The 25,571-nt window shown below is 61.8% G+C and carries 23 protein-coding genes and 1 pseudogene; 4 read left to right on the forward strand and 20 right to left on the reverse strand.

Translation table 11 applies throughout. The annotated features are described in order from the left end of the window. Positions 1–48 precede the first annotated feature (48 nt). On the reverse strand, positions 49–756 hold the full coding sequence (locus LDZ21_RS16490) for a FadR/GntR family transcriptional regulator (protein WP_244794875.1): 708 nt from the start codon (positions 754–756) through the stop codon (positions 49–51). A gap of 446 nt (positions 757–1,202) precedes the next feature. Here LDZ21_RS16490 and LDZ21_RS16495 point away from each other — a divergent pair, with 446 nt between their 5' ends. From LDZ21_RS16495 to LDZ21_RS16510, 4 genes are all read left to right on the forward strand, one after another. Then, a complete protein-coding gene (locus LDZ21_RS16495; protein ID WP_244794876.1) occupies positions 1,203–2,102 on the forward strand; it encodes a ketopantoate reductase family protein in 900 nt (299 codons plus the stop codon). A gap of 15 nt (positions 2,103–2,117) precedes the next feature. Beyond that, complete coding sequence (locus LDZ21_RS16500; RefSeq protein WP_309775481.1) at positions 2,118–2,510, forward strand: DUF4148 domain-containing protein; 393 nt, start codon at positions 2,118–2,120, stop codon at positions 2,508–2,510. A gap of 703 nt (positions 2,511–3,213) precedes the next feature. Then, complete coding sequence (locus LDZ21_RS16505) at positions 3,214–3,615, forward strand: hypothetical protein (RefSeq protein ID WP_244794877.1); 402 nt, start codon at positions 3,214–3,216, stop codon at positions 3,613–3,615. A gap of 410 nt (positions 3,616–4,025) precedes the next feature. Beyond that, complete coding sequence (locus LDZ21_RS16510; RefSeq protein ID WP_244794878.1) at positions 4,026–5,837, forward strand: alpha/beta hydrolase; 1,812 nt, start codon at positions 4,026–4,028, stop codon at positions 5,835–5,837. Between the two features lie 241 nt (positions 5,838–6,078). On the opposite strand, the gene LDZ21_RS16515 is transcribed toward LDZ21_RS16510, so the two are convergent. The 19 genes and pseudogenes from LDZ21_RS16515 to LDZ21_RS16605 form a co-directional block, all read right to left on the reverse strand. Then, positions 6,079–7,506 carry an ISNCY family transposase gene (locus LDZ21_RS16515; RefSeq protein ID WP_244794879.1) on the reverse strand — a complete coding sequence of 476 codons (1,428 nt, stop codon included), beginning with the start codon at positions 7,504–7,506 and terminating at the stop codon, positions 6,079–6,081. A gap of 619 nt (positions 7,507–8,125) precedes the next feature. Beyond that, positions 8,126–9,667: an amidase gene (locus tag LDZ21_RS16520; RefSeq protein WP_244794880.1), complete on the reverse strand. Its 1,542-nt coding sequence runs from the start codon at positions 9,665–9,667 to the stop codon at positions 8,126–8,128. Positions 9,668–9,697: 30 nt separating this feature from the next. Beyond that, a complete protein-coding gene (locus LDZ21_RS16525; RefSeq protein ID WP_035963709.1) occupies positions 9,698–10,462 on the reverse strand; it encodes an SDR family NAD(P)-dependent oxidoreductase in 765 nt (254 codons plus the stop codon). A 54-nt stretch (positions 10,463–10,516) separates the two neighbouring features. Continuing rightward, a complete protein-coding gene (locus tag LDZ21_RS16530) occupies positions 10,517–11,167 on the reverse strand; it encodes an ANTAR domain-containing response regulator (RefSeq protein ID WP_244794881.1) in 651 nt (216 codons plus the stop codon). A gap of 1 nt (position 11,168) precedes the next feature. Then, the gene (locus LDZ21_RS16535) at positions 11,169–12,323 is read right to left on the reverse strand and encodes a transporter substrate-binding domain-containing protein (protein WP_244794882.1); all 1,155 of its coding nucleotides are present in this window, start codon (positions 12,321–12,323) and stop codon (positions 11,169–11,171) included. 78 nt (positions 12,324–12,401) lie between these two features. Then, positions 12,402–13,388 carry an acetamidase/formamidase family protein gene (locus tag LDZ21_RS16540; protein ID WP_244794883.1) on the reverse strand — a complete coding sequence of 329 codons (987 nt, stop codon included), beginning with the start codon at positions 13,386–13,388 and terminating at the stop codon, positions 12,402–12,404. Positions 13,389–13,402: 14 nt separating this feature from the next. After that, positions 13,403–14,110 (reverse strand): ABC transporter ATP-binding protein, encoded by a 708-nt coding sequence (locus LDZ21_RS16545; RefSeq protein WP_244794884.1) that lies wholly within the window; start codon positions 14,108–14,110, stop codon positions 13,403–13,405. Further along, positions 14,107–14,817, reverse strand: a complete 711-nt coding sequence (locus LDZ21_RS16550; RefSeq protein ID WP_244794885.1) for an ABC transporter ATP-binding protein — start codon at positions 14,815–14,817, stop codon at positions 14,107–14,109. The genes LDZ21_RS16545 and LDZ21_RS16550 overlap by 4 nt, the downstream gene beginning before the upstream one ends. Continuing rightward, entirely contained in the window at positions 14,814–15,884 is a 1,071-nt protein-coding gene (locus tag LDZ21_RS16555) for an ABC transporter permease subunit (protein WP_244794886.1), read from the reverse strand. The genes LDZ21_RS16550 and LDZ21_RS16555 overlap by 4 nt, the downstream gene beginning before the upstream one ends. Positions 15,885–15,893: 9 nt before the next feature. Beyond that, entirely contained in the window at positions 15,894–16,763 is an 870-nt protein-coding gene (locus LDZ21_RS16560; RefSeq protein WP_244794887.1) for an ABC transporter permease subunit, read from the reverse strand. A 63-nt stretch (positions 16,764–16,826) separates the two neighbouring features. After that, positions 16,827–18,059, reverse strand: a complete 1,233-nt coding sequence (locus LDZ21_RS16565; protein WP_244794888.1) for an urea ABC transporter substrate-binding protein — start codon at positions 18,057–18,059, stop codon at positions 16,827–16,829. A 302-nt stretch (positions 18,060–18,361) separates the two neighbouring features. Beyond that, the gene (locus LDZ21_RS16570) at positions 18,362–19,267 is read right to left on the reverse strand and encodes a LysR family transcriptional regulator (protein ID WP_244794889.1); all 906 of its coding nucleotides are present in this window, start codon (positions 19,265–19,267) and stop codon (positions 18,362–18,364) included. A gap of 86 nt (positions 19,268–19,353) precedes the next feature. Then, the gene (gene aroQ / locus LDZ21_RS16575; protein WP_244794890.1) at positions 19,354–19,791 is read right to left on the reverse strand and encodes a type II 3-dehydroquinate dehydratase; all 438 of its coding nucleotides are present in this window, start codon (positions 19,789–19,791) and stop codon (positions 19,354–19,356) included. Positions 19,792–19,809: 18 nt separating this feature from the next. Continuing rightward, positions 19,810–20,861 (reverse strand): annotated as a pseudogene (locus LDZ21_RS16580) (Gfo/Idh/MocA family protein). 1 nt (position 20,862) lies between these two features. After that, positions 20,863–22,182, reverse strand: coding sequence for an MFS transporter (locus LDZ21_RS16585; RefSeq protein WP_244794891.1), 1,320 nt, complete (start codon positions 22,180–22,182; stop codon positions 20,863–20,865). Positions 22,183–22,240: 58 nt separating this feature from the next. Continuing rightward, on the reverse strand, positions 22,241–23,029 hold the full coding sequence (locus LDZ21_RS16590) for an enoyl-CoA hydratase-related protein (RefSeq protein ID WP_244794892.1): 789 nt from the start codon (positions 23,027–23,029) through the stop codon (positions 22,241–22,243). Positions 23,030–23,048: 19 nt separating this feature from the next. Next, complete coding sequence (gene aroE, locus LDZ21_RS16595; protein ID WP_244794893.1) at positions 23,049–23,882, reverse strand: shikimate dehydrogenase; 834 nt, start codon at positions 23,880–23,882, stop codon at positions 23,049–23,051. Next, a complete protein-coding gene (locus LDZ21_RS16600) occupies positions 23,882–25,102 on the reverse strand; it encodes a CaiB/BaiF CoA transferase family protein (protein ID WP_244794894.1) in 1,221 nt (406 codons plus the stop codon). The genes aroE and LDZ21_RS16600 overlap by 1 nt, the downstream gene beginning before the upstream one ends. Next, positions 25,102–25,569 (reverse strand): MaoC family dehydratase, encoded by a 468-nt coding sequence (locus LDZ21_RS16605; protein ID WP_244794895.1) that lies wholly within the window; start codon positions 25,567–25,569, stop codon positions 25,102–25,104. The genes LDZ21_RS16600 and LDZ21_RS16605 overlap by 1 nt, the downstream gene beginning before the upstream one ends. Positions 25,570–25,571: the final 2 nt, after the last annotated feature.

The following is a 25,571-nucleotide window of genomic DNA, read 5'->3' on the forward strand; positions in this document are numbered from 1 at the left end:
ACACTCGAACATTGTAGTCATTGATTTTAATTGGCGTGCTCGACGCGCTCAAACCGGTTCTTCCACCCACATCGACGCACGCCCGAGCACTTGCGACATCGCGAGACGAGCGCCGCCGCCATCGGCTGTATCGATTGCACGCACGACGCGGCCATAGTCGCTCAGTTGCGATTCGGAGACGCGCGCAAGTGCATGCGGCTGCACGCGCAAAGACGCTTTCATCGCTCTGAGGCCCACGCGCACGACGCTTCCCATCTGCCGCAAGATCTCATCGCCGCTTGCATCGATGATGGTCATCAGCAATGCATCCTCTGCCTGAGACTGCAAGTCCTCGGACGGCGAGGCATGCACGAGCCGCTGAAAAGCTGCATTGATGCCGATGCGCTGATGCCGGTTCGCACGCGTCGCGGCAAGCTCGGCGGCGGGAGGATCGACAAGTGAACGGAAGTGGATGAGCCGGCGCATGCAGTCGGGTTCGGGCAGGGCGCGCAGGCGCCACTCGGCGACTTCGGCATCGATGATCAGCCACTCGCTTGCCGGCCTGATTCGTGTGCCTGTCTTGGGTCGTACATCGAGCATGCGTCGCGAGATGAGGACGCTCAATGCTTCGCGCATGATGGTGCGGGACACGCCATGCTTCTTCGAGAGAATTACTTGTGGGGGCAGGACATTGTCTTTGTATTCTCCGTTGACGATGCTCGCGACAAGCTGATTGACCACGCGCTTGACGAGCGATGCTTCATATCCATGGTTCATTTTTTGTTCTCGTGAAAACGCCCACGCTTCGGCTGCGCGTTGCCCGTCGACAGGCCGCGCCGCATTTTGTTTTTCCTGATGTGACGCCTCGGTGCGTCGTGAGTTGGTCTCCTGTGCCGCGATCGCCGTTCGACAATCGTTGCCAATATCGGACCGGCGCAGCACATGCCCCATAGCGGTCGGCCATTGTTGGAAACCACCCGTCGATCCGCTGAAGCAAGCGTATCGTCCCGCGCTAAGGTTTAACAATATGGTTCACGGCGAATTCGACTGACTATCGTGCGTCCGCCCACAAAGCAAGGGCATCGTCCGTTGCGCAAGCGTTTGCGCCTGACAGGCGTCGCAACGCGTGCAGAGGCAAGCGTTATGTTATTTTCTCGTCGCATGGATGAAGGCATCGCTTGTTGATGCCGCCGATGCAGTCACGATGCTACGAGGAACAGGCTATGAAATTCGCGGTAATGGGTGCGGGCGCGGTGGGCTGCTATTACGGCGGCATGCTGGCTCGCGCGGGTCACGATGTCGTGCTGATTGCACGGCCGCAACATGTAGAAGCCATTCAGCGTGATGGTCTGAGGCTCGACACCAAGTCATTCGACGAGCACGTGCGTCTGTCCGCAAGCACCGAACCTTCGGCTGCAGAAGGCGCGCATGTCGTGCTGTTTTGCGTGAAGTCGACGGATACCGACAGCGCGGCGCTTGCGCTCAAACCGTATCTGAATGAACGGACGCTCGTGGTGTCGCTGCAAAACGGCGTCGAGAACGCGGAACGCTTGCGTGAACTGTTGCCGCAGGAAGTCGCCGCGGCCGTCGTTTATGTAGCGACGGAACTGGCGGGGCCGGGGCATGTCCGGCATCACGGCAGGGGCGAACTGGTGATCGAGCCTTCGAGCATGAGCGAGGACGTGGCTCGCACGCTGTCGGCCGCCTCGGTTCCCACTGAAATCTCCGGCAATGTGCGCGGCGCGCTTTGGGCGAAGCTCGTCCTCAACTGCGCTTACAACGCGCTATCAGCGATTGCACAGACGCCGTATGGACGCCTGGTTCAGGGCGAGGGCGTCACTCGGGTGATGCGCGACGTCGTCGACGAATGCCTCGCCGTGGCGAACGCCGATGGCGTCATTATTCCCGGCGACGTGGATGCAGCAGTGCGCGGGATCGCACAGACGATGCCCAATCAGTATTCGTCGACTGCACAGGACATGGCGCGCGGCAAGCGCAGTGAGATTGATCACTTGAATGGATTGATCGTACGTCGCGGAGAGGCGCTAGGCGTCCCGACGCCGGCTAATCGCATGCTGCATGTGCTCGTTAAGCTACTGGAAGCCGAACGCGAGAAATGCTAAGCGTGGGCACGAGCGATGCTGAAAGTTTGGGGCAAGCACGTATTTAAGACGTGCTGCCTTGCAAACCGGAGGTTCGCCATGAAGTCATTCGTGAAAGCTGTGGCCGCCGCTGCCATTCTGCTCGCGCCGGCAATGAGTTTCGCTCAGGACAATTCGTCGGTAACGCGTGCGCAAGTGCAGCAGGACCTGCGGCAGGTGGAAGCCGCGGGCTATAACCCTGCACAGTCAGACCGCACCACTTACCCGAACGATGTACAAGCGGCCGAGCGCCGCGCTTCTCAGCAGAACGGGGCAATGAAAGGCGACGAAAGCGCATACGGCGGCGCGAACGGCGGGACCTCGGCAGCCGGCATGCGTGCATTGCGCCCGATGAACGACCGCAATCAATCTGTCTATTTTGGGCACTGAGTTCCTGCGCATCGACGGCTCTCAGTGCTTAGCGTTAAAGAAAAAAGGCCCGGCAGGACTGCCGGGCCAAAGTGGATGATCGTCGCCTGCGCCTCAAACGCCGTTGCGTGCGCTAAAGGCGTTGCCCGGTCTGATCATCCGCGTGGACGCATTCAAAATGGAAATAACCTTCCGTATAGTTTTAGATGCTGTCACTTAAACCAGGCTTAAGCGGCGCATTCATTGATGCGGAATTCATATCCGCCCATTTCGTCTAGCCGTCTTCAGCACGCTGCGTCGGCACGTTACTCTTCTCTTTCCCAGCGCCGGTCTCGCTCGTCTGATTTGACTGATCTGCCCGCTGGAAATAACTTCCGCTTGTTCAAGTGCCTGAAAGCTATGGCAGTGTCAGACAGCAAACATTTCTTGGTTTGATGCTGTATGTTTGCTAGCATGTACTCATAAGAGCGGCGCGCAAACGGTTTCGAACCTCGCTTTTCGCGCGAAACAACCGCTTTCCGATGCAATGCGCCTGGCGTGCATTGTGTACAACACGCCCACTGATCCTGACCTCGTGCTTGGTTCTTCACAGGCGACGGGCACGGTCAGGGTCGCCGTTATTCCTGGCTTCTTGCAGGTGTCATACATATACAGTGACGTCATTCGAACGGCGAATGACGTGAGGAAGCTTTGCGCTTGTAATCCGAGACCTTGCGGAGGAAACGTGCAAACGGAACTGAGCCAACGGCTTGCGAAAGCATTGCGACGCTGTGCGTCTCATCGGCAATTGCTGACCTATCAGCGTTTTCATTCATTATGTGACAAAGGCGTGCCACTGGTACAAAGGTATGCCGCACTTGAAACCGCCGTGCAAACGCTCGGCGATTTGCGCAATATTGATTATGGCGTGCTTCTCGCGCTCGATAGCGGACTACCCGGCACAGAGTTTTTCCAGCGTTATCTTCGTTATCGTCACAGCGAATACGTTCAGACGATGGGCGATCCCAAATATCAACCACAGACGCTCGCCCGAAAGAAGGCGCTCGTGGCGAGTGAGCGGGCGCGTGTGTACGCCCACGCCCGCGCAGCGGACGAGCAACCTGCGACGGTAAGCATCGCCGCGTGACTGGGACGGGCCTCGGCGGCGTTGCGGAAGCCACTTCCGTCCTGCTCAATCAGAACTGTGCATTCGCCTGAGACGATTGCGCTTATGCTTCACTGCGCGGCGCGTTAGCAAGCGCACATACGCGCTTGCAAGTACGCGCCTGCGTATCGGTCTTGCTCGAATCAACCAGAAAAAACGAGTCGCTTCGTTAACGATTCAATCGTCGTTTATGCCGCTATGTTGGCAAGGCGACTTTGAAAGGCCGTCTCGATTCCTATCATTGCACGGAATAGCCCGCCGATCGCTTTCATTTCGGAAGGCGGGTTAGGCGTCGGGAATGCATCGCGTCATTCCCGATTGCGCGCAAAGTCAAGGCAGAGGGAGCGGGGGCATCCCTTACTTTGTACGCCGCCAGAGACGAGGACATAACAATGAAACCGGTGGTATTCGGCAGTCGTTTCGGATGGCTGCATGCGGGGGCCAGCAAGCGCGGCGTGGTGCTGTGCAATACATACGGCCACGAATATGTATGGACCTATAGCGGCATGCGTGTGCTTGCGGAAGCGCTCGCAGCGCGTGGCGTTTGGGTGTTGCGTTTCGACTATCGCGGCACCGGGGACTCGTGCGGTGAAGATGCAGAGCCGGGACAGTATGAATCTTCAATCGAAGATATCGGCGCCGCCGTCGATTTTCTCAGGGCGCAAACGGGCATCGAGCACGTCACGCTATGCGGCTTCCGCGTCGGCACGGCGTTCGCGGTGGAGGCGGCGCTAAAGCGTCCCGTCGATGATCTCGTGCTGCTTGCGCCTGTCGTCAGCGGACGCACTTACATGCGCGAGTTGAGCGTGACGCGCAAGACGTGGCTCGACCAGCTCGCGGCGCCGCTTCGTGAAATACAACCGCAGGACGGACCGCTCAATGTGCTCGGTCAGGCGTACGGCGACGATCTCAAACGTTCGCTCGAATCCATCGATCTGGCGGCGAGCGTCAAATACGCGCGCGTTGCACCTGCGCGCCGCGCGTTGCTGATGCACGGACGAATCGGCTCGAAAGATCCGCTGCGCGATGCGCTCGTCCAAGCGGGCGTCGATGCACAGTCGCAAGTCTTCGATGACGTGACGGGCTTCATTCAGGAATCGGCGTTCACGGTTACGCCGCATGCAGCGTTCGCCAAAGTCGTCGAATGGATCGCGGAAGATCAGCCTCGCCAACCGGTCAAGGCATTTTCGCCGTGGCCTGAAGAAGACTTGTGCATTGAAACGCCCGAAGCGATCGAGCGGCCGGTTTGCATCGGCGAGGAGGGCATCTTTGGCATTCTGTGTGAGCCGCGCCTGGCAGCGTCGCGCAACGCGGTGTACTTGCTTGCGAATACTTCGTCGAGCTCGCGAGTCGGCGACAGTAGATTGTCCGTGCGTATTGCGCGGGATCTGGCGAGACGCGGCATCGCTTCGTTGCGTTTCGATGCGCGCGGCCGTGGCGACAGTCCCGCTGTGCCGGGCATCGCGCAATCAGACACGCCGTATCACCGCATATATAACTCGGTAGCGACACAAGACACGGCTGCTGCGGCACGATGGTTATCGCGTCAGGGCTATAAGTCGATCGTTTCGTTCGGCATCTGCTCGGGCGGATATCACGCGCTCAAGGCCGCGGTGATCGAAACGGCTATCACCGGTGTGGTCGCAGTGAATATCCCCACGTTCAAGCAGCCAGAAAACAAGACGGCTGAAGCGATGCGTGAATCGACGCGCAACTCAATGGCCGGTTACGCAGCGTCGATGTTCGAACTGGATAAATGGAAAGCGATCCTGCGCGGCGACAAGAACCTTTTGCGGGTGCTTGGCTTTATCGGCAACTATGTGACGACGCGTGCGCGTTCGCGCATCGCTGATGCATTCAGGCTCGACAGTCTGAGTCATACGCCGCCGGAACAGGCGACGACGCCTCAGAGCATCGCCCGAACGCTGGACGCTAAAGGGGTGAAGACGGTGCTTGTCTATGGGAGCTATGACGCGGGTCTGGATGTGCTTGCGGCACATTGCGGCAAGCTCGGCACGCGGCTCGCGCGTTACAAGAGCGTGCGTGTGATGACCTTCGGCGATATCGATCATTCGCTGTTCAATCCAGCGAGTTCTGCGCGAGTGATTGCGTTGTGCGAGAGCGTCTGCAAGGAGACGTATGCGCCAGCGCCGCAGCCGGTTATCACGGTGCGTGCGCCGGCTGGGCCGTGGAGGAAGGCTTAGTTCGAGGCATCGGGCCGGCGATGCGTTCGCCGGCCTGGGAGATACGATTCGGTTCGGCGAGCGCGACATCTCTACTTGGCAGAAACACGATATTTGAACTTGGGACCTACAACAAATGTCATGGCCAGATAGAAATGTCGTAGCGCCGGCTAAATACAGATGTCGTCTCTGTTCTCGGGTTTCACGCTCACGCAGCGTTGCAGCATGAGGCGTGAACGGGCAGGGCGCGGGTGCATGGACGTCACCGCTTGCTGACCGCCGGACTGCTCTTTACTGACCTTGCGCCGCGTTTGCGTTCGTGCAGCGCCAGCATCGTCGCCTCCAGATCCCGTTGCGTGAGCTCGCGCGGTTTCTTCGTGCCGAATGCGCGTCGTGGCGTGCGTACCGCCGCGCCCCGATGCGCGCGCGAGGGCGCCGTGCCGATACTGCGGTTGTCGCGCTCGGCCTGCACCTCCTGCGCCAACTCGAGAACGTGCGCCAGACGCTTGCACTCGACGATCGCGCCTTGATCGACCTCGGTGAGCCGGTCGTACTGCCGGCACACCAGCACGCGATCACCGGCCCGCAACTCCGTGCGTCCGTCTGGGTACTCCCACACCTCGATATCCCGATGAATCAGCGCGCGGTTCGCGTCGGTGTCCTCCAGCAAATACAGCACGCGGTCGTACTGCACCGTGAGCGCCTTGGTGACCCGGCGCGCCTCACGCCAGGTCAGCACCCGTTCCAGACGCTCGTCGGCGCGCAGCGGCCGATGCATGTCATAGCCGCTTCTCGGGGGCTTGGCAAAGCGCGCGTTGTAGTCGGCCATGAAGACCGGCGCATAGGCGTTGGCTTGCTCCACCGTATTGATGCCGCGCAGGCGCAACTCCTTCACGAGCCGATCCTGCAAGGTCAGATGCGCGCGCTCCACGCGACCCTTGGCCGGGCTCGAGTTGGCGCAGAAGGTATCGATGTTCAGTTCGTACATCGCCCGGCCAAACTGTGTCGTGCTGTGGCCGGTCTTGCCCGCCGTCGCGTTGCGAAACACCGTGAACTTGTCGCTGTAGAACGCACTCGGCTTGCCATGGCGCTCGATGTACGCGCGCGTCGCCTCGAAGTAGCTGAAAGTCGACTCGCTGCGCGTGAAATGCAGCAGCATCAGACGGCTCGTGGCGTCATCCACATACACCAGCAGCGTGCATTGTGGCGCCCGGTCCTCGAACCAGCGATGCTCGCAGCCGTCAATCTGGATCAGCTCGCCCAGGCACGAGCGGCGCGCGCGGGGCTGATGGACCTTGGGCGGACGCTGGCGTCTGGGCACCCACAGTGCCGCGTTGATCATCAACTGGCGCACCGTTTCCTTCGCCAGCCGAATGCCGTGACACTCGACGAGCTTCTCGCGGGCCAGGGTCGGGCCAAAGTCGGCGTAGCGCTCCCGAATGATGTTCACGGCGCGCTGCGCCAGAACGTCGTCCAGCTTGCGATTGCCCGGTCGGCCACGCTTGCCCGACGCCACGCCTAGTGCTCCGTGCTCACGATAGCGCCACACCAGCCGCTCGACCTGGCGCACCGTCAGGCCCAGACGCACGGCGGCGCGTCCGGGCTTCAAACCCGTCTGGACGACCGCCTCGATCACCTTCAATCGATCCCATTCGCGCATGGTCAGACTCACTGTCGGGTTCGGTGACATGGCGGCGCTCCCGCTGAACGGTCAGCCGCCAGCTTGCCACCGGCGCAAACCCCGACATCTGTAAATAGCCAGAACACGACATTAGGATACAGCCGCTACAAATCAAAACTGCGCTAATCCGTGTTATGTCAACTACGAGACGTCTCCACGCGATCGCAAGACCACTTACTCGACCTGCGCCCCCGACCAACGCCTCCCCACGACCTCAGCTTGAGATCCGAATAGCGCCTGCCTTGCCGTGGCTTGCCCGCGTCATTCCGAACATCAAACCAGAGCACCAAGCCAGCGTCACGACGAGACCAGCTTCTGTCCTTGTACCGCCATCGAAATCATGTTCGAGCAGGTGCCGGCGACAACATAATGCGGGAATTGAGCGCCAACGCCTGCGCCATCCCGGCGCGCCGACGCCTCCTGTTAGACGTCGGCGGCGCAGAGAACGTCCACCAGTTGCTTCTTCCCGACCATCTCGACATCCTTCACGCACACGCGTGCCTTCGTCGAAACACGGCGAATGCCTCGGCGCGCGGCCGGGCGCATCGCGTGCGGCAACCCGCGTACGTCAGCCCCGCTCGTCGACAAACGACTTGCTCCGAGACGAGCCCCGAGTTCCAGACCAGATTCAATCCAGCGCCGGCGCCTTCCGCCTGCCAGCGCCACATTCATACGCGAAAGCTAACCCGAGCAAGGCCGCTTCATCCCACTGCCGGCCCACGAAGATCAGTCCGAACGGCGCTCCCGACTCGTAATATCCCGCCGGCACCGCGATGCCAGGCAGCCCCGCGATGTTGATCTCGCCTACCGTCGTCTCCTGGATCGTGTCGTTGCCGTGCAGCGGCGGAAGCTCGCACCGCATCTGCGGAAAGACCAACGCATCGAGCCGCTGCTCATCGAACACCTGCTCGAAGATACGCAGATAGCGCGCCTTGAGTTCCACGAACTCGGGCATCTCCGGCGGCAGCGACGGATTGGCAAGCGCCGCCCCGAAGTCCCGCAAGCTATGCATGTAGCGCAGCACGCCTTGCGGTGCGAATGCGTCTTCGTCCTGCGTTGCCTCGGCGAACTCGGCAAAGGTCTTGAGCGCAGCGTGCTTGCCCAACCGCTGAAGGTACTTCTCGAGATCGTAAGGAATGGATTCGAGACCGCGCGCATCGAAATTCTTCAAAGGCGGAGTCGGCTCGCGCAGTTCGGCGAATCCCGACCCTCCGAACGGATCGTCGACGAGCGTCGCACCGAGCGCAATCAGTTCGCCTTTGACGCGCTCATAGAGCGCCGCCGCTTCATCGGAGAGCGGCTGTGCGCGCCAGCCCGGGCCATACAGGCCGATGCGCTTGCCGTTCAGCGCGTTGCGGTCCAGCGCGGCCCCATAGCCGCCTTCCGGTTGCCGGCCGACGCTCGCGAGCGTCTTGGGATCTTCGCTCGTATAGCCTGCCAGCGCGTCGAGGCACAGCGCGGCATCGCGCACGTTGCGGGCGATCGGCCCGACGACATCGCGATTGGCCGACAACGGCACGACACCCGCGTTCGGCACCAGCCCGATCGTCGGCTTGATGCCGACCAGATCCTGCGCCGATGCGGGATTCTGAATCGAGCCGCCCGTCTCTTCCGCGAGTCCGAGCACCGCCATGCCTGCTGCCACCGCCGAGGCCGTCCCCGCGCTGCTGCCGCCCGGCACGCGGTCCGGCATCGCGACGTTGATCGTGGGACCCGCCCAACTGTCGTTCGCGTGCGAACCGGTATGGCTCAGGATGGGAACGTTCGTCTTGCCGAGCAGGATCGCGCCCGCTCGCCGCATCCGCGCGACGACCGGCGCATCGCGCTCGGGCATCAGGTCGACGCCGCCTGTCTTGCTGTACAGCTTCGCCCATCCCGCAGTGGTCGGGAAGCCGACCATGTCCATCGGATCCTTGATGACGACCGGCACGCCAGCGAGCGGCCCCAGCGTTTCGCCGGCTGCGCGCCGCTCGTCGATCCGGCGCGCATCGTCGATGGCGGCCGGATTCAAAAAGATCAGCGCGTTGTACTTCGCGTTGTAGCGCTCGATCCGCTCGAAGCAGGCGCGCGCCAATTGCTCCGCCGTGAAGCTGCCGGTCCGAAAGCCTTCCTGCACGGCTTCGACCGTGAGCTCCGCCAGATCGATGTCCATTGCGCTGCCAGTATTCATTCGATGCCCCTTGTCGAGTTGACCTGTTTCTCAAAGCTGCACGCCGCGCGTGAGCGCACCATCGACGACGATGTTCGCGCCGCTCACGAAGCTCGCCGCCGGACTCGCGACGAAGGCCACCGCATTGGCGATCTCCTGCGGCGTGCCCATGCGGCCCGTCGGGTTCAATGCCAGCGCCCGTTCGAACAGCGCCGCATCGTTATGCTCGATCCAGTCCCACACGCCGCCTTCGAAATACACGTTGCCCGGCGAGACCGTGTTCGCGCGGATGCCCTTCGACGCCAGTTGATTCGCGAGACCCTGCATGTAATGCACGAGCGCCGCCTTGAATACGCCATAAGGTCCGGCCGCGAAGTCGATCTCGCGCCCCGAGACGCTGGAGATCGCGACGATGGAAGCGGCCTTGCTCGATGTGAGATACGGCATGGCGGCATCGACCAGATTGACCGTGCCGAGTAGATCCGTTTCGAACTCCTTGCGCCACGATTCGATGTCGTTGCCGATTGCGAGCGCGCTGACGTTGGCCACGACGATATCGAGCCCGCCCCACTCCGCCCCGACGCGCCCGACCCACGCCTTCAACGCAGCGCCATCCGAGACATCGACGCGCTCACCCGACGCCCGCGCGCCGCTCAGTTGCGCCAGTGCGCTCGCGGTCGACCGGACAGCCGCTTCGTCGCGTGCGCAAATGGCCACGTCCGCGCCTTCTGCCGCCAGTGTCCGCGCGATCGCGAGGCCGATGCCCTTCGTTCCGCCGGTCACGATCGCCTTCAAGCCCTTCAGTTGCAGGTCCATGTCCGTTGCTCCGTTGTATGTCGATGATTCGAAAACGCGGCCGCGCGGCGGCGCTCATCCCTTCTCGCGGCCATCCTCCGGCGGCATGCCGCGTGCAATCTGCAGTACTTCCCCCGCCTGGATGACCGAGTGGCAGATATCGTCGATGGTCACGCGCTTTTCCATCGCCTGCGCGCGCAACATGTCATACGCTTCGCGCTCGCTCACGCGATGCATCGTCATCAAAATGTTCTTGGCTTCCTGCAAGTGCCGGCTGTCGAGCAGCTTCTGTTCGAGTTTCGCGATGCGCTGCACGTGCTGGCGGGCGCGCTTCGCGTGATAGAGCGCCATCACCACCGTGGACAGCAGACCCGATGCGCGGATCGGCGTCGTGACGATGCCGTCGCATCCCATCTTGATGGCCTGATCGATGAAGGTCGGATTCTCGTAGGCCACCACGCAAATGACGGGCGGCGCGTCCGGCCCGGACCATTCGCCCTTCGGCGCGCGTTCCTCGGGCAGCAATGCGCGAAACACGAGATCGGTTTTTTCGGGCAGCGTGTCCGTCGGCGGCCAGCATCGCTCGACGTCGAAACCCATGCGTCTGAGGTGATTGGTGAGCGTCAGCCCGTCGTCGTCGTCCGGATGAAAGACGACCACCCGCGCATTGCGCTCGAGGATGGAGCTCGTGAGGCTTCGCTGGCCTCTGTCCGTGCGCGCGCTCACGTCAGTAATCTCGCGTGCTCAACTTCGTGACCCAGTCGCCGAGCGTCTGACGCGTCATGTACGGGTCGGGGCCAACGGCGAACTTCGATTCGCGCAGGATCGTGAATTGTCCGTCCGCATTGGCGCGGCCGATGCGCGGATAAAGCGCCATGTGATGATTGACGGGATCGATACGTACCCGGCCCTGCGGCGCGGCGAACTCGGAGCCGAGGAGCTGAGGCATGATGGTCCGGATCTCGTCCGAGCCCGCGCGTGCGAATGCTTCAGCGAACATGTGCACTTGATAGTACGCAGCTTCCCAGTTCATGTCCGTCGGGGTGTCCGAACCGAAGCGCGACTGATGATGCGCGACCGCGCGGTGATTCTCTGGCGTGTCGAGGCTCTGGAAGTAAGGCGCTGCCGTATAGTGCCCCGCCGCGATGCCGCGCTGCATCGCGTGAATCTCCGTCTCTGACGTATTGAGGCTGCCGATCGGCATGCCCGACGGATCGAGGTCCGCGTGCGCGAAGGCATCGTAGAGATAAGGCACGGTCGCACCGATGACCGTGCTGAAGATCCAGTCCGGCGACTTGCGGCGAATATCCGCGACCACTTGCTCGAATTGCTCGCGCGTGGCGTCGAGCGCGAGATAGCGTTCGCCGAGGATCGCGCCTTCGGGATGCTGAAGCAGCAACTCCTGCATGGTGCGATTGCATTCGTACGGATACACATAGCTCGAACCAACGAAGTACACGCGGGCGCCGAAGGTCTCGGTCATGAAGTCCGCGAGCTGCACGCCGTTCTGGTTCGGCGACGCGCCGCTGTACATGATGTTGTCCGAATACTCGAAGCCTTCGTACATCTGCCCGTAAATCAGAAGCCGGTTGTGCTTCTCGACGACAGGCAGCATCGCCTTGCGGCTGGTCGACGTGTATCCCCCGAAGATGGTGTTCACGCCATCCTTGACGATCAGACGCTCGGCCAGTTCGCGAAACGCGGCGGGGTCCGAGGCGGGATCGTAGTGAATCGCGACCAGCTCCCGGCCGCCGATGCCGCCGCGCGCATTGATCTCCGCGATGGCGAGTTGCGCACCGCGCCATTGGGACTGCTCGAGCAAGGCGGTCGAGCCGCTCGTCGAGCAAAGCAGACCCACTCGGATGGGATCGGACAAAGCCATGGGTAACACGCTCTCGAATGCGCGGGGAACGGACGCCCGCGCGGGTTGTACTGTTTTCGCTTCTTGCCGGCTGGTGCGTTACTTCAGGTAATGCTTCGCGACCATCGCGCCAACGGTGTATTTTGGATCGACAAAATTGCCGAGGCGGACCTTGCCGACCTGACTCAACATCATGTAGGCGTCCCACTTGTCGAAGCCGTACTCCGCGGCCATCCACAGCACCAGTTCGCGATAGGCGATGCGCGTCGCGTCTTCCAGGGGCCGCGCGCTGCCGATGCTCATCAGCGCATCTTCGTTCTCGAGCCGCGGCCAGTCGATGCGCCACTGCTTGATGAGATCGACGCGCACGGTCGTCGTGCTCTGATACTCGACGGCCGTTCCGCAGACTTCGCCGTCGCCCTGACAGGCGTGCGCGTCGCCGATGAAAAGCCGCCCGCCGGGCGAGCGCACCGGCAGATACGTGATGCTGCCCGGCCCCATGTCGGGCACGTCCATGTTGCCGCCGTGATTGTCGGGCGTGAGCGAGTTGATGGAATCGATCTCGGGCGAAAGACTCAGCGTGCCGATATGCGGCTTGTACGGCAGCGTGTTGCGTTTGCTCCAGTAGACGTTTTCCTCGTCGATCTTGATCTTCCGCACCACTTCGGGCAACGGCTCGTTTAGAAGCGCGGTGTAGTCCGTGCCCGTCAGTCCGCCGAAGTTCGGGATCATGCAGCAGAAGCCATGTGGATCGTCGCCGCGCGGCGCCATCTTTTCGATGTAGACAGCGACCACATCGCCCTTCTCCGCACCCTCGATCATGATGGGCCCGTTCTGCGGATTCAGGAACGGCACTTGCAAAACTTCGGAGGGCTTGTCCGTCTCTTCCCTGATCTTGCCTTCGAAGGCGTCGCGTGTTTCCACCACGACGCGATCGCCCGGCTTCACGTGCAGCACCGGCTGCGAATACGGACCGATGGTGTAGTGATAGGTCTTCTGCATCTCCTCGGTGAGATGATGTTCCGTGGGTTCACGACCGGCGCCGACGCCGCGCTTCATCATGATCGAGTCTTCGAGCCATTTCATCTTTCCGTTCTCCGTCACAGTGCCAGATACTGGCGAATCAGTTGTTCGTCGGCGAGTTGCGCCGGGGTCAGCGTGTCGACGATACGGCCCTTGTCCATCACGCAGCAGCGCGTCGCGATGCGCTCGACCATCCCCATGTCCTGTTCGACCAGCACCACGCCGATGCCGGTCTCGCGGGCGATGTGCTGCAGCGTCTCGCCAATCAGATCGACAATCGAAGGCTGAATGCCTTCGGATGGCTCGTCGAGCAGCAACACCTTGGGCGAGCTGATCAGCGCCCGCGCGATGGCAAGCTGCTGCTGTTCGCCGCCGCTCATCGTTCCCGCCTTCTGCTCGTAGCGCTTTTTCAGAATGGGAAAGTAGCCGACCACCTTATCCCTCATGTGCGCCGCCTGCGCGCGATTCGCCTGCGCGCCGACCTGAAGGTTCTCGGCGACCGTCAATGCGCCGAAGATCTCGCGGCCCTGAGGCACATAGCCCATGCCCTTCTGGGCACGCACATAGGGCTTCTCGTGGCCGATCGGATCGCCTTCGAGTTCGATGCTGCCCGCATCGAGTCCGACGAGGCCGATCAACGCGCGCATCAGCGTTGTCTTGCCGACGCCGTTGCGTCCGATCAGCGCGAGCACTTCGCCACGCTCGACGTCGAACGACACGCCGTTGAGGACGCGTCCGCCGCCGTAACCCGCTTCCACGCCCGACACCTGAAGCAACGCGCTCATTTCTTTTTCCCCAGATAGACCTCGGCGACATCGTCGCGTGCGAGGATCTCGTCGAGCGGGCCGTCGGCGAGCAGGCTTCCGCCATGCAGCACCGTCACCCGCGACGCGATCTGCTTGACGAAGGTCATGTCGTGCTCGACCACCATCATCGTGAGACCGGCCGCCGAAAGACGCTTGATGAGTTCACCGGTCGCATGCGTTTCCTCGACCGACATGCCCGCCACGGGTTCATCGAGAAAGAGCAGCTTCGGACGAAGAGAAACGGCCATCGCGATCTCGAGCCATTGCTTCTTGCCGTGCGAGAGATTGCGCGCGAGCACCGGCGCTTCGTCTTCCAGATTGAACCGATGCAACAGCTCGTCGAGGCTTTCGGGGCGATCGTCCTTCGCGCGATGCAGCGACAGTTGCAGATGCTGGCGCACGCTCAGATCCGGAAACACGCCCGGAATCTGGAACTTGGTGCTCATGCCCATGCGGATGCGTTCGTGCGGCAGCACATGACTCATGTCCTGGCCGAGGAACATCACGCTGCCCTCCGACGGCCGATGTTCCCCCGTGATGAGCTTGAAGAACGTGCTCTTGCCCGCACCGTTGGGGCCGATCACGCAGCGGATCTCGCCTGCATCGATCTTGAAGTCGATGCCGTTGATGACATGCGCGCCTCCGAAATGCTTCTTCAGTCCGCGCGTTTCGAGCAGCGTGGTCATGACTTGCCCTCCTCTCGCTTGAGACATGCGCCGCCTCGATGCGCGCCTTCGTTCGCCCCGCGATGAACCCGCCGCAGATGCCGCGTGACGAACGGCAGCAGGCCTTCCGGCGCCGCGAGCACGACGATCAGAAGAATTGCGCCGAGCAGGATCAGCGCGTACTGGCTGCCGTACACCGCGAGATTCTGCGAGAGCCAGACGAGCAAGGCCGTGCCGATCATCGTCCCGCCGATGCTTTTGCGGCCCGACGTCGCCACCCAGATGACGGGCATCGCGGCAGACGTGAGGCCCATCGTCGACGGCGTGATGTAGGAACCCCAGATGGTGTACAGCGCCCCCGACAGCCCGCCGAGCGTGCAGCCGAGCACGAACACGAGCAACTGGTGACGGCGGATGTCGACGCCCAGCATCTCCGCGCGTTGCGGGTTCTCGCGAATGGCGATGAGCGTCAGGCCGAAGGGGCCGTCGAGCAGCCTGCGCATCACGGCGTACACCACGATCAACAGAATCAGCACGAGGTAATAGAAGCTCGCGTTCTCGAGCGTGAGCGGTCCGCCCGGCCAGGGAATCGTCAGCGGCGGCATGCCGCCCATGCCGTTGTAGCCGTTCAGCCGCGCCTCGCCGATGGCCCACTGCGGTCCTGCCGTCTGCGACATGAACGTTTCGAGCACGAGCGTCACCGACAGCGTGACGATGCCGATGAACACGCCCTTGATGCGGCCGTAGAAAATCATGTAGCCGATCAGCGCCGCCACCACGACGCTCACGGCCAGCCCCGCGCCGAGACCGAGCCATGAATCGAACCAGGCATCGCCGTAGTTGAGCGTGAAGATGCCGTAGCTATAACCCGCCAGGCCGAAGAAGGCGGTCTGCCCGAACGACAGGATGCCGCCATAACCCCACATCGCGGCGAGCCCCACTGCGCCGAACGCCCACAGCAGGCAGTATGCGAGGTTGCCGCTGGTGTTCGCATCGACGACGAGCGGCAGGCCGAGCGCCACGAGCCAGGGCACCCAATGCAGCGCACGCGCGGCAGCGCCGTTAGGGGACACATTCGTTTGCTTCACGTCTGCCTCCTAGCGCGAGCGGGAAAATAGATTGCCGAGGCCTTGCGGCATCAGCCGAATGACGACGATGACCGTCACCAGCAAGCCGATCTGCCCGAACAACTGGCCGTACGATGCCGTGAGCCCGGTCTGGATGACGGCGAGCACCGCGGCGGCGGGCGTCGTTCCCGCGATCACGTTCGCGCCCCCGACGACCACCGACACGAACGCCTGCACGATGAAGTTGCTGCCCATCGTCGGGACCGCCGTCATGGTGGGCGCATAGAGCGCGCCGGTCAGCCCGGCCAGTCCCGCGCCGAGGGCGAAGGTCAGCGTATAGAGCCGGTCCGTGCGCAATCCAAGGCACTGCGCGATGTTTGCGTTCTGGATCGTCGCACGTGCGCAGACGCCGTAGTTCGTCCTGAAGAACAGCAGATAGAGGCCGAACAGGATCGCCAGCGCGATGACCGGCAGCACCGCGCGATACGTCGAGAACGAGTAGTCGCCGAGCGAGAACGATCCGAACGGCGTTCCGATGCCCTCTATCGAGGGTCCGGCGACGAGCAGCATCGTCTGCTGCACGATGAGGCTGATCGCCCAGGTCGCGACGACGGAATCGAACAGGCGGTTGTACAGATGACGGATGACGAGCCGTTCGATCACGACACCCGCAAGCGCCGCCGCGACCGCGCCGAGCAGCATCGCGAGCGGCAGCGGCACACCGCGCTTGGCCGTGATGATCGTGACGTACGCGCCGCACATGATGAACTCGCCATGTGCGAGATTGATGACGCCCATCATGCCGAAGATCACCGCGAGACCGAGCGCCGCGAGCACCAGATAGGCGAAGCTGTCGCCGAACTGATAGATCAGCGAATAAAGAACCGAAAAGGTGGCCATGCATGCTCCACGTTCGAAGGGCAACCGCGCGCTCGCGGCGTTCAGCGAGCGCGCAGACCCGGATCAGGACTTCTTGGGCAGGTTCGACGGCGTGTACTGGCGATGATCCGGCTTGTTGGGCAGATCGCAGCCTACTTTGCCGAGCCAGTACGGCTGCACATCGTCCCAGACCTTCGGGATCTCGACGGAATGATCTTCCTTCACGTGCACCAGGTAGATGGTGTGGCTTGCGTGATGGCTCTTCGGATCGATGCAGACCTTGCCCTGCGCGCCTTCGGTGCAGATGCCGCTTTCGAGCGCCTTGCGCACCGCATCCTGATTGGTCGTCTTCGCTTTCTCAGCGGCGGCCTTGTAGAGATAGATGGCGTCGTAAGCGTTCGCGGCTTCCTGATTGATATACGGCTCGTTCGGAAATTTCGCGTGGAAGCGCTTCTTGAAGTCGTTGCTCGCCGGTGAATCGACCTCTTCGACGTAGTTCGCCGTCACATACATGTCCTTCAATGCAGGCGGTTTGAAACGCTTGTGCTCATACGCCTGACCGACGTTCACCGAACTCGCCATCGGCAGGTTCAGGTGCGCCGAAGCCTGCTGCTCGTAGTACGACGCCTGATTCGCGCCGACCAGCAACGTGACCACGAAGTCGGGCTTCGCCTTCTGGATGTTCTGGATCGTCTGACCGAATTGCGATACGGAAAGCGGAATGAATTCCTCTCCGGCCATCGTGCCGCCGTTCTCCTTGACGATGTTGCGCACCCACTCCGCCGAGATCTGTCCGAAGTTATAGTCGGCGGCGATGGTGTACACCTTCTTGCCGTATTTCTGCATCATCCAGGGGATCAGGGTCGAGAATTGCTGCTCGGGGACGGCGCCCGTCACGAAGGTGTTGGTATCGCAAACGCCGCCCTCGTACTGGTTGTCGTACCAGTAGAGCTGATGCGCGCGGTCCATGATCGGCCGGATCGCTTCGCGCGAGGCGCTCGAGAAGGCGCCGAAGATCACGTCCGGCTTGTCCGTCTGAACCAGACGCCGCGCGAGTTCCTGGAACTTCGTGTTGTCGGACTGGGTATCGTAGGCGATCAGCGATACGGGACGTCCGAGAATGCCGCCCTTGGCGTTGATCTCATCGACTGCGAGCTGCGACGCGTGAATCTTCGGAATGGTCGCCAGTGCGAAGTTTCCCGATGCATCTTCGAGCAGGCCGATTTTCACGGGATCAGCGGCGCTCGATGCGAGCGAAGTGAGTGCAAGTCCTGCGGTAAGGGCGAGACGCGTCCAGCCCGACGGCTTCAGCAACATGCGGATTCTCCAGAAGTGAGCGCTAGAACAAGGGGAAAAACGCGGACAAAAAAAAGCCCCCTGACGAACCGCTGGTTCGTCAGGGGGCTTCTGTGCCGGGTCCTCGGGCGGACATCTTTGTCAGGCCACGTGGGATGACTAAGTCTAAAGCGCCGAATTTTTGCTTGTCAACGCTGATAAAAAATTAATCGCCCCCGCCGCCCATTCCCCAAGGGAATGACTTCGATCACCGCCGCCTGCCTTTTGGCGAAGCGGCGGCTGCCCGAACACGACATGCCACGTCGTGTGCGGAAAGCGCGACACTAGCTTCTGGTCGAGAACAGATCGGCCACAACGGATCGCAACCAGCGATTCCCTGCCTCGTGATGGTACTTCGCATGCCAATGCTGCCGCACTGCGAATCTGTCGACAGGGAATGGACACGAATGGACCGAGAGGCCGTTCACTCTCGCCAGCGTTTCCCCGATGTTTCGCGGCAACGTGGCGATCAAGTCAGTGGACTTGATGATCGACCCAAGCCCGAGCATGCCCGGAAGCTCGAGCACGACGTCGCGTTCTATGTTCTCGCGCAACAGCGCCTGCTCGAGCAATTGCGCGCCCGTCCCGGCGGCGATGATCACGTGCCCCTCGCTACCGTACTGCTTTATGCTAAGCCTAGCACGCACTCGCGGATGATCAGGATTGGCGAGACAGACCCAATCCTGCATATAGAGTTGTTGTTGATACATGCCGCTGCCGAGCCAAGGCACATGTCCGATCGCCAGATCGGCCTCGCCGGATTCGAGCGCGCGCTCCGTGTTTCCATCGATTCTTGCGGCTTCCAGCCGAATGCCCGGTGCATGTGAGCGCACGTGCGCCAGCATCCTCGGCAGCAGCGTGATGTGGCTCGCATCGGTCATGCAGATGCGGAAGCGGCGCTTTGCCGTAGTCGGATCGAATGAAATTTCCCATGCTGAGAACCGGCGAATCGATTCCAGAATTTCCCGGCACGGTCCGATCAGCGCGTCCGCCTGGGGCGTCGGCGTCATGCCGCCCGGCGTGCGGACGAACAATGGGTCCTGCAAGTGCTCGCGCAGACGCCCTAGCCAGATGCTGACCGTGGGCTGACTCTGTCCAAGCTGCTCTGCCGCGCGTGTCACGCTGCGCAGGTCATACAGGAGGTCGAAAAGCTGAAGCAGCTTGAGATCGGGCAGTTCGGACCGGTTCATGGCGGTATTGTAAGAGGCAATATCGCCATTCTATTCATTGCATCGCGCGTGTAAATGCATCCCGTCACTGGCCGACGCATGAGTTATCAGGAAGCAGCCGACACTGCCGCCCGCAGTCCAAGCGAATAACTGTCGATACCGAAGCCGCAAATCTGTCCCTTCACGATTTCGGCGAACACCGAATGATGGCGAAACGCTTCACGCGCGTGTATGTTCGACATATGAATCTCGACGATGGGTACCGTCAATATGGCGAGCGCATCGCGAATACCATAGCTGTAGTGCGTCCATGCGCCGGCATTGATCAGCACGCCATCGACGTTATCGACGAACGCCTGATGGATTCGCGCACACATGTCCCCTTCGCTGTTTGTCTGGTAACTCTCTACCGTGACGGCAAGCTCCCTGCCTAGTGCCTGAAGTTGAGCATCGATGTCCGCGAGCGTCGCCGTTCCGTATTGAACCGGATCGCGCTTGCCGAACATGTTGTGATTGACGCCGTGCAGCATGAGGAAGGTTTTCATCAGTTATCCGTATGATGTTCAGGAGGAAGCCGTTTCGACGACTGCGCCGGTTTTAGCGGCCTTGACGATCGCTTCGGTGATGCGAAGATTTTGCAAGCCGTCGCGCGCGGTGACGATCGGTTTCGCTTCCCCTCGCACGACTTGCCCGAAGTGTTCCATTTGATGCTTGAGCGGATCGTCGCGCGTCACGTCCGCCACGCTGACATCGAACGGCTTCCACCACGATCTGTCCTCGGCGTTCCCGTAGGTTTTGAGGCGCATCGTCGGAATGGACAACGATCCGAACGTGCCGGCAATCACATAGCAGTCTTCGTCGGAATAAGACGTGTAGGCCTTGTTTTCTTGCGAGGTTTGTTCCCAGCTGCGCGCGCTGGCAGCGGTATCGGATAGAAGAAATGTGCCGAGTGCGCCGCTCGCGAAACGCAGATTGATGGCGACGGTGTCCTCGACTGAAAAGCCGCGCGTCGCGTTCGACGAAAACGCCTGCACCGCCACGATATCGCCGCACAGCATCCGCAAGTTGTGGATCTCGTGAATCATGTTGAGCAGATTGGGCCTGCGCCCGGCTGCTTGCGCCAGGGCGCGTCCGCGAAATACTGGTCGGGCTTGAAGAACAATGCGCTGCCCATCACCGCGACGAGCGAGCCGAGCCGGCCTTCGTCGATGATCGCCTTCGCGCGCGCCATGATCGGACTATGCGCACGATGGTGACCGATCAGCACGCTCGCGCCGTAGCGATCCGCATCGGCCACGAGTGCTTCCGCCTGCTCCACCGTGGGCGCGATGGGTTTCTCCAGCAGCATCGGCACGCCTGCCTGCATGCTCAAGCGAGCGTGGTCCACGTGAAGGGTGTTCGGCGTTGCAAGTACCACACCGTCAGGACGGTCTTTCTCGAAGAGTTCATCGAGCGAGCGGTAATGCGGCACGTGTGCTTTCGCGGCAATGCCGGCCGCCGCATCGGAAGGATCGACCACCGCCGACAAGACGCACGTCGCGCTTTCGCGGAGGACACGAATATGTTCGAGACCGATGTAGCCGGCACCCGCCACGGCGATACGCGTATTCTCCATGTCACTCTCCACGGCTTTCGGGACCAGCGTGAATCGCCCACATCGAAATCAGGTTGAAGACGATACCCAATGCGACGATCGGCCAGGTCGCGCCATTCGTATGCGCCTGAATCAACGTCGCGGCGAACGGCGCGCTGCTCCCGATGACGACTGCAAGGTTATAAGCCACGGCTGACCCGCGATAACGGAATTCCGTCGGAAAAGCCTCGGCAAAATAGGCAGGCTGCACGCCCGCATGAAACTGCGCCGCGCAAAGCAGAAACACGATGGCGACGCCGATCAACACCACGTGCCCGCTCAGGATCAACGGAAAGAACACGATGAACGCAGCGAGCATCGAACGCGATCCGACGAGCATAGCGCGACGGCGTCCAATGCGATCACACAGTGCCCCGCCGAAGCCCATCGCGACCATGGAGCAGAGATGCGCGACGATCAGAATCGCAAACGCCGTCTGCTTCGATACGCCGAGCTTGCCCGTCACGTACGACAGGATGAACACCGTCGCGATGAAGTACGCGATCGACACAGCGGCCCATACCATCATAAGGCGCAGAATCGTTCCGGTGTGTTTGGAGAAACCCGACGTCGGTTGCACTCGGCCCGAACGTCTTTGCTTCAGTTGCGCTTCGAAGGCGGGCGTCTCGGAGATGCGCATACGGATGAACAGGCCGATCGCCACTAGCAAGAAGCTGAAGAGAAACGGGACGCGCCAGCCGAATCGAAGGAACTGCTCATTGGTCACGAGCGCGGCGACGCCGAAGAGCACCCCATTCGCCAGCACTTGTGCGAGCGGCGAGCCCATCGCGATGAACGAGCTATAGAAGCCGCGCCGGTTCTTGGGCGCGTGCTCCATCGTGAGCAACTGGCTTCCCGTTACTTCGCCGCCGAGCGCGAAGCCCTGCATGAAGCGCAACACCACGAGCGCAATGGGCGCGAGCACGCCGATCGACGCATAAGTGGGCAGAATGCCGATCAGAAACGAGCAAATGCCCATCAGCAGAAACGTAAAGACCAGCATGTTGCGGCGGCCGACACGATCGCCCAGATAGCCGCATATGAGACCGCCGAGCGGCCTCGCGATGAAACCCACGGAAAAGGTCGCGAACGCAGCGAGCGCGGCCGTCGTCGCGTCTGTCCTGGAGAAGAATAGCTGAGGCAGAACCGTGGCCGCGATGGCCCCGTAAGCAGCAAAATCCAGCCATTCGAGCGCGGAACCGGCGATGCTGCTGAGCGCCGCCCGATTCGCCATTTGCTTCTCGTTGGAATGCTGCGCGCGAACGGCGGCATCGCCGTTCATCGTGTTTTCTTGCGGCGTCATTGCGTCTCCTGTCTGTCATAGGCCGCTTCTTCGAGCGGTTCGATAAAGGAATGGGTGCCTAGTGCCCGGTCCACTTCGGCGGGCGCTTCTCCGCGAATGCCTTCGGGCCTTCGCGAGCGTCGTCGCTTCGGAGCATGCGTTGCGCGAGCGGATAGTCCTCGTGCATCGTCGATGCAAGATTCGCGTGCGTGAGGCTCGTCAACATCACTTGCTTCGATGCCTGAATCGCAAGGGGCGCGCACGCCAGAACCTCTTGGGCGAGCGCCCGCGCACGGGTCATCAGTTCACCAGCGGGCACAGTCTCGTTGATCAATCCAATGCGCCTCGCTTCTTCGGCAGGAATACGCTTCGCGGTCAGCACGAGCGCCATGGCGTCCTTCATGCCGATCTGCCTCGGCAAGCGCTGCAAGAGGCCGCCGCCCAGCGCGGCGAGACCGACGCGCGGTTCAGGCAAGCCGAATTGCGCATGATCGGCTGCAACCGCGAGATCGCATGCGGCGAGAATCTCCATGCCGCCGCCAAGGCAGAGGCCGTTCACGGCGGCGATCAACGGCTTCCACAAATCGAAGCGATGCGTGATGCCCGCGAATCCTGTCGATGGCTTCGTGTGGTCCCCGGTGGCATCGAGTGCTTTCAGATCCGTGCCGACACAAAACGCCCGCTCGCCCGCGCCGGTCACGATGGCTACGCGCAATGTCGGATCGGCGGCGTAGCGGTCGAAGGCATCGGCCAGTTCACGGTGCGCATCGGGATGCAGCGCGTTGAGAACCTCGGGCCGGTCGATCGTCAGCGTGAGCAACGGCCCTTCAACTTCGTAGCGGCAATAGCGATAAGTCTCGGTTTGCATCCGGCGCTTCCTCGTCGCGTCAATCGAGCGGAACGGTGAGCTGGTCGATGATGGCGCGCGTGCGCGGACGCACGCCTCGCCACCATGCGAACGCTTCGGCGGCCTGCTCGACCAGCATGCCGACGCCATCGGCGATACCTTGCACGCCCGCGTGGCGCGCGAGCCGCAGAAACGGCGTGAGGCCCTTTCCGTAGGCGAGTTCATAGGCTGTGCCGTTCGCGCTGAAAACGCTCGGCGGAACGGGCGGCAAGTGCCCCGACAGGCTCGCGGACGTCGCGTTGACGACGAGATCGAACTGCCCCATCGATTCGAGTTCCGCATAACCGCACGCAGTGAGCGAGCCTTCGGCCCCAACCTGTTCGACGAGCGCCCTGGCCTTATCGACGTGCCGGTTTGCGATAACGATTTCTGCAGGCCGAGCCGCGATGAACGGTAGCAGCGCGCCGCGCACCGCGCCGCCCGCGCCGAGGACGAGCACGCGCTTGCCCGCCATCGGCTGATGCAGATTACTTTCGATATCACGCACTAGGCCGACGCCGTCGAAGTTCTCCGCGACAATGCGGCCATTCTCGAACTTCATCGCGTTGACGGCGCCCGCCAGCGCCGCTCTTTCGCTGCGTTCGTCGGCGATGGCGAACGCTCGCAGCTTGAAGGGCGCGGTGACGTTCATGCCCTTGCCGCCGTCTGCGATGAAGGTTCTCACCGTATCGTCGAAGGCATCGGCCGGTTCCAGCGGGCCTTCGATGGCAACATACGTCATGTCCTGCTGGGTCTGCTCCGCAAAAAGACCGTGAATCAGCGGCGATTTCGTATGCCCGATTGGATTGCCAATTACCGCGTATCGATCGTTCATCACGCACCCTGCTTCGAGAAGAGCACGCCGTCGGTCTGCATCGCGTCGATTTCGGCTGCGCTGAAGCCCAGCGATTGCGCCACTTCCTCATTGTGCTGCCCGAGGTCGGGTCCGACTTCGCGGATCGACGTATCACAGTCGGAGAAGCGGAACGGCAGATTCGGCAGACGCAGTTTTCCGAAGCGCGGATGCTCCTGCTCGATCACCATGCCGCGCGCGACGATCTGCGGATCGGCCACGACCTCGTCGATGCGCTGCACCTTGGCGCAAGGCACATCGACACTGTCGAGCAAAGCCAGCACATCCGCGACGGGCCGCCCCGCCACCCACGGTTTGACGACCGCAAGAATGGCCTCGCGATTCGCATTGCGTCCGTTCAGGCTGTGGAAGCGCTCGTCGTTGCCGAAGCCAGCCGGACCGCCGTGTTGCTCGACGAGCGCAGCGAAGCGCTTCCACGAATCATCCACTTGCGCCGCGATGACGAGATCGCCATCGGCTGCGCGGAATACGCCGTATAAGGTGGAAGTCGGCATGTCATGGCCCGTCTGCTCGGGTACCACGCCTTGCATCGTGTAACACTGCACGGCGTATTCGTGCATCGATACGAGGGTGTCGTACAAGGCCATGTCGATATGCTGGCCGCGGCCGCTTTTCACACGGCCAAGCAACGCTGCGTTGATGGCGGCAACGGCATGAATGCCTGTGTACATGTCGCCGAGCGAAATGCGCATCAGAGGCGGCGGCTCGCCCGGGTTGCCGATCATCTGCATGATGCCGCTCTTCGCTTCGGCTATGAGACCGAAGCCCGCGCGATGCGCGTCCGGTCCAGTGTGTCCGTACGCCGAGATCGAGCAATAGACGAGGCCCGGATTGCGCTCGGACAACGCGGCATATCCGAGCCCGAGCTTGTCCAGCGCACCCGGCCGATAGTTCTCGATGAATACGTCCGCCGAATCGCACAGACGCTGCATGAACGCCTTGCCGCGCGGATCTTTCATGTTGACGCTCACGCCGCGCTTGCCCATGTTGAGCTGCAGAAAATAGGCGCTTTGCTGATCGTCGAGGATCGTGGCGTGCTGACGGCCTGCATCGCCGCTGCCGGGGCGCTCGACCTTGATGACTTCAGCACCGAGTGCGGCGAGGCATCGTCCGACATAGGGACCGGCGAGAAAGTGGCTGTAATCGACGACGCGGATACCTTCCAAAGGGCGGGCTTGCATCAGTTCGCTCCCGGCCGACGCGGGATCATCAGGCGATGCTCCCCGCGTTGAACGACATCGCCGTTCTGATTGATCAACTCGGAAGGCAACACGACGATGCCCCACTCGGGCTTGCTCTTGCTTGCGCGCATCGCGCCGACGCGAAACTTTACGTGCAGCACGTCGTTGACCTTGATCGGCAGCAGAAAGTCCCATGTCCAGCCGAGCGACATGCCGGGCAGGAAGCGATAGTCGCTCTGCGTCTTGAGGCCATCGGCAATCGACAATCCGAAAAGACCGTGCGCGACGATGCAACCAAAGTGGCTCGCGTTCGCGTATTCCTCATCGACATGCACAGGCGTGTGATCGCCCGTGAGATCTGCGTAAGCAAGAATGCGTTCTTTGGTGACGGTGTAGGTCGGGCTGACGCACTCGTCCCCTTCGCGCGCATCGTCCCAGTATTTCTCAGTGGTGGTGATGGTGCTCATGC

It is taken from the genome of Caballeronia grimmiae, from assembly GCF_022879615.1.
Taxonomy (GTDB): domain Bacteria; phylum Pseudomonadota; class Gammaproteobacteria; order Burkholderiales; family Burkholderiaceae; genus Caballeronia; species Caballeronia grimmiae.

Excerpts from the sequence above, each read along its gene's own strand:
- LDZ21_RS16490 (WP_244794875.1), bottom strand. The coding sequence starts at position 756 with ATGAACCATGGATATGAAGCATCGCTCGTCAAGCGCGTGGTCAATCAG.
- LDZ21_RS16495 (WP_244794876.1), top strand. The coding sequence starts at position 1,203 with ATGAAATTCGCGGTAATGGGTGCGGGCGCGGTGGGCTGCTATTACGGC.
- LDZ21_RS16500 (WP_309775481.1), top strand. The coding sequence starts at position 2,118 with ATGCTGAAAGTTTGGGGCAAGCACGTATTTAAGACGTGCTGCCTTGCA.
- LDZ21_RS16510 (WP_244794878.1), top strand. The coding sequence starts at position 4,026 with ATGAAACCGGTGGTATTCGGCAGTCGTTTCGGATGGCTGCATGCGGGG.
- LDZ21_RS16515 (WP_244794879.1), bottom strand. The coding sequence starts at position 7,506 with ATGTCACCGAACCCGACAGTGAGTCTGACCATGCGCGAATGGGATCGA.
- LDZ21_RS16520 (WP_244794880.1), bottom strand. The coding sequence starts at position 9,667 with ATGAATACTGGCAGCGCAATGGACATCGATCTGGCGGAGCTCACGGTC.
- LDZ21_RS16525 (WP_035963709.1), bottom strand. The coding sequence starts at position 10,462 with ATGGACCTGCAACTGAAGGGCTTGAAGGCGATCGTGACCGGCGGAACG.
- LDZ21_RS16535 (WP_244794882.1), bottom strand. The coding sequence starts at position 12,323 with ATGGCTTTGTCCGATCCCATCCGAGTGGGTCTGCTTTGCTCGACGAGC.
- LDZ21_RS16540 (WP_244794883.1), bottom strand. The coding sequence starts at position 13,388 with ATGAAATGGCTCGAAGACTCGATCATGATGAAGCGCGGCGTCGGCGCC.
- LDZ21_RS16545 (WP_244794884.1), bottom strand. The coding sequence starts at position 14,110 with ATGAGCGCGTTGCTTCAGGTGTCGGGCGTGGAAGCGGGTTACGGCGGC.
- LDZ21_RS16550 (WP_244794885.1), bottom strand. The coding sequence starts at position 14,817 with ATGACCACGCTGCTCGAAACGCGCGGACTGAAGAAGCATTTCGGAGGC.
- LDZ21_RS16560 (WP_244794887.1), bottom strand. The coding sequence starts at position 16,763 with ATGGCCACCTTTTCGGTTCTTTATTCGCTGATCTATCAGTTCGGCGAC.
- LDZ21_RS16565 (WP_244794888.1), bottom strand. The coding sequence starts at position 18,059 with ATGTTGCTGAAGCCGTCGGGCTGGACGCGTCTCGCCCTTACCGCAGGA.
- LDZ21_RS16570 (WP_244794889.1), bottom strand. The coding sequence starts at position 19,267 with ATGAACCGGTCCGAACTGCCCGATCTCAAGCTGCTTCAGCTTTTCGAC.
- aroQ (WP_244794890.1), bottom strand. The coding sequence starts at position 19,791 with ATGAAAACCTTCCTCATGCTGCACGGCGTCAATCACAACATGTTCGGC.
- LDZ21_RS16585 (WP_244794891.1), bottom strand. The coding sequence starts at position 22,182 with ATGACGCCGCAAGAAAACACGATGAACGGCGATGCCGCCGTTCGCGCG.
- LDZ21_RS16590 (WP_244794892.1), bottom strand. The coding sequence starts at position 23,029 with ATGCAAACCGAGACTTATCGCTATTGCCGCTACGAAGTTGAAGGGCCG.
- aroE (WP_244794893.1), bottom strand. The coding sequence starts at position 23,882 with ATGAACGATCGATACGCGGTAATTGGCAATCCAATCGGGCATACGAAA.
- LDZ21_RS16600 (WP_244794894.1), bottom strand. The coding sequence starts at position 25,102 with ATGCAAGCCCGCCCTTTGGAAGGTATCCGCGTCGTCGATTACAGCCAC.
- LDZ21_RS16605 (WP_244794895.1), bottom strand. The coding sequence starts at position 25,569 with ATGAGCACCATCACCACCACTGAGAAATACTGGGACGATGCGCGCGAA.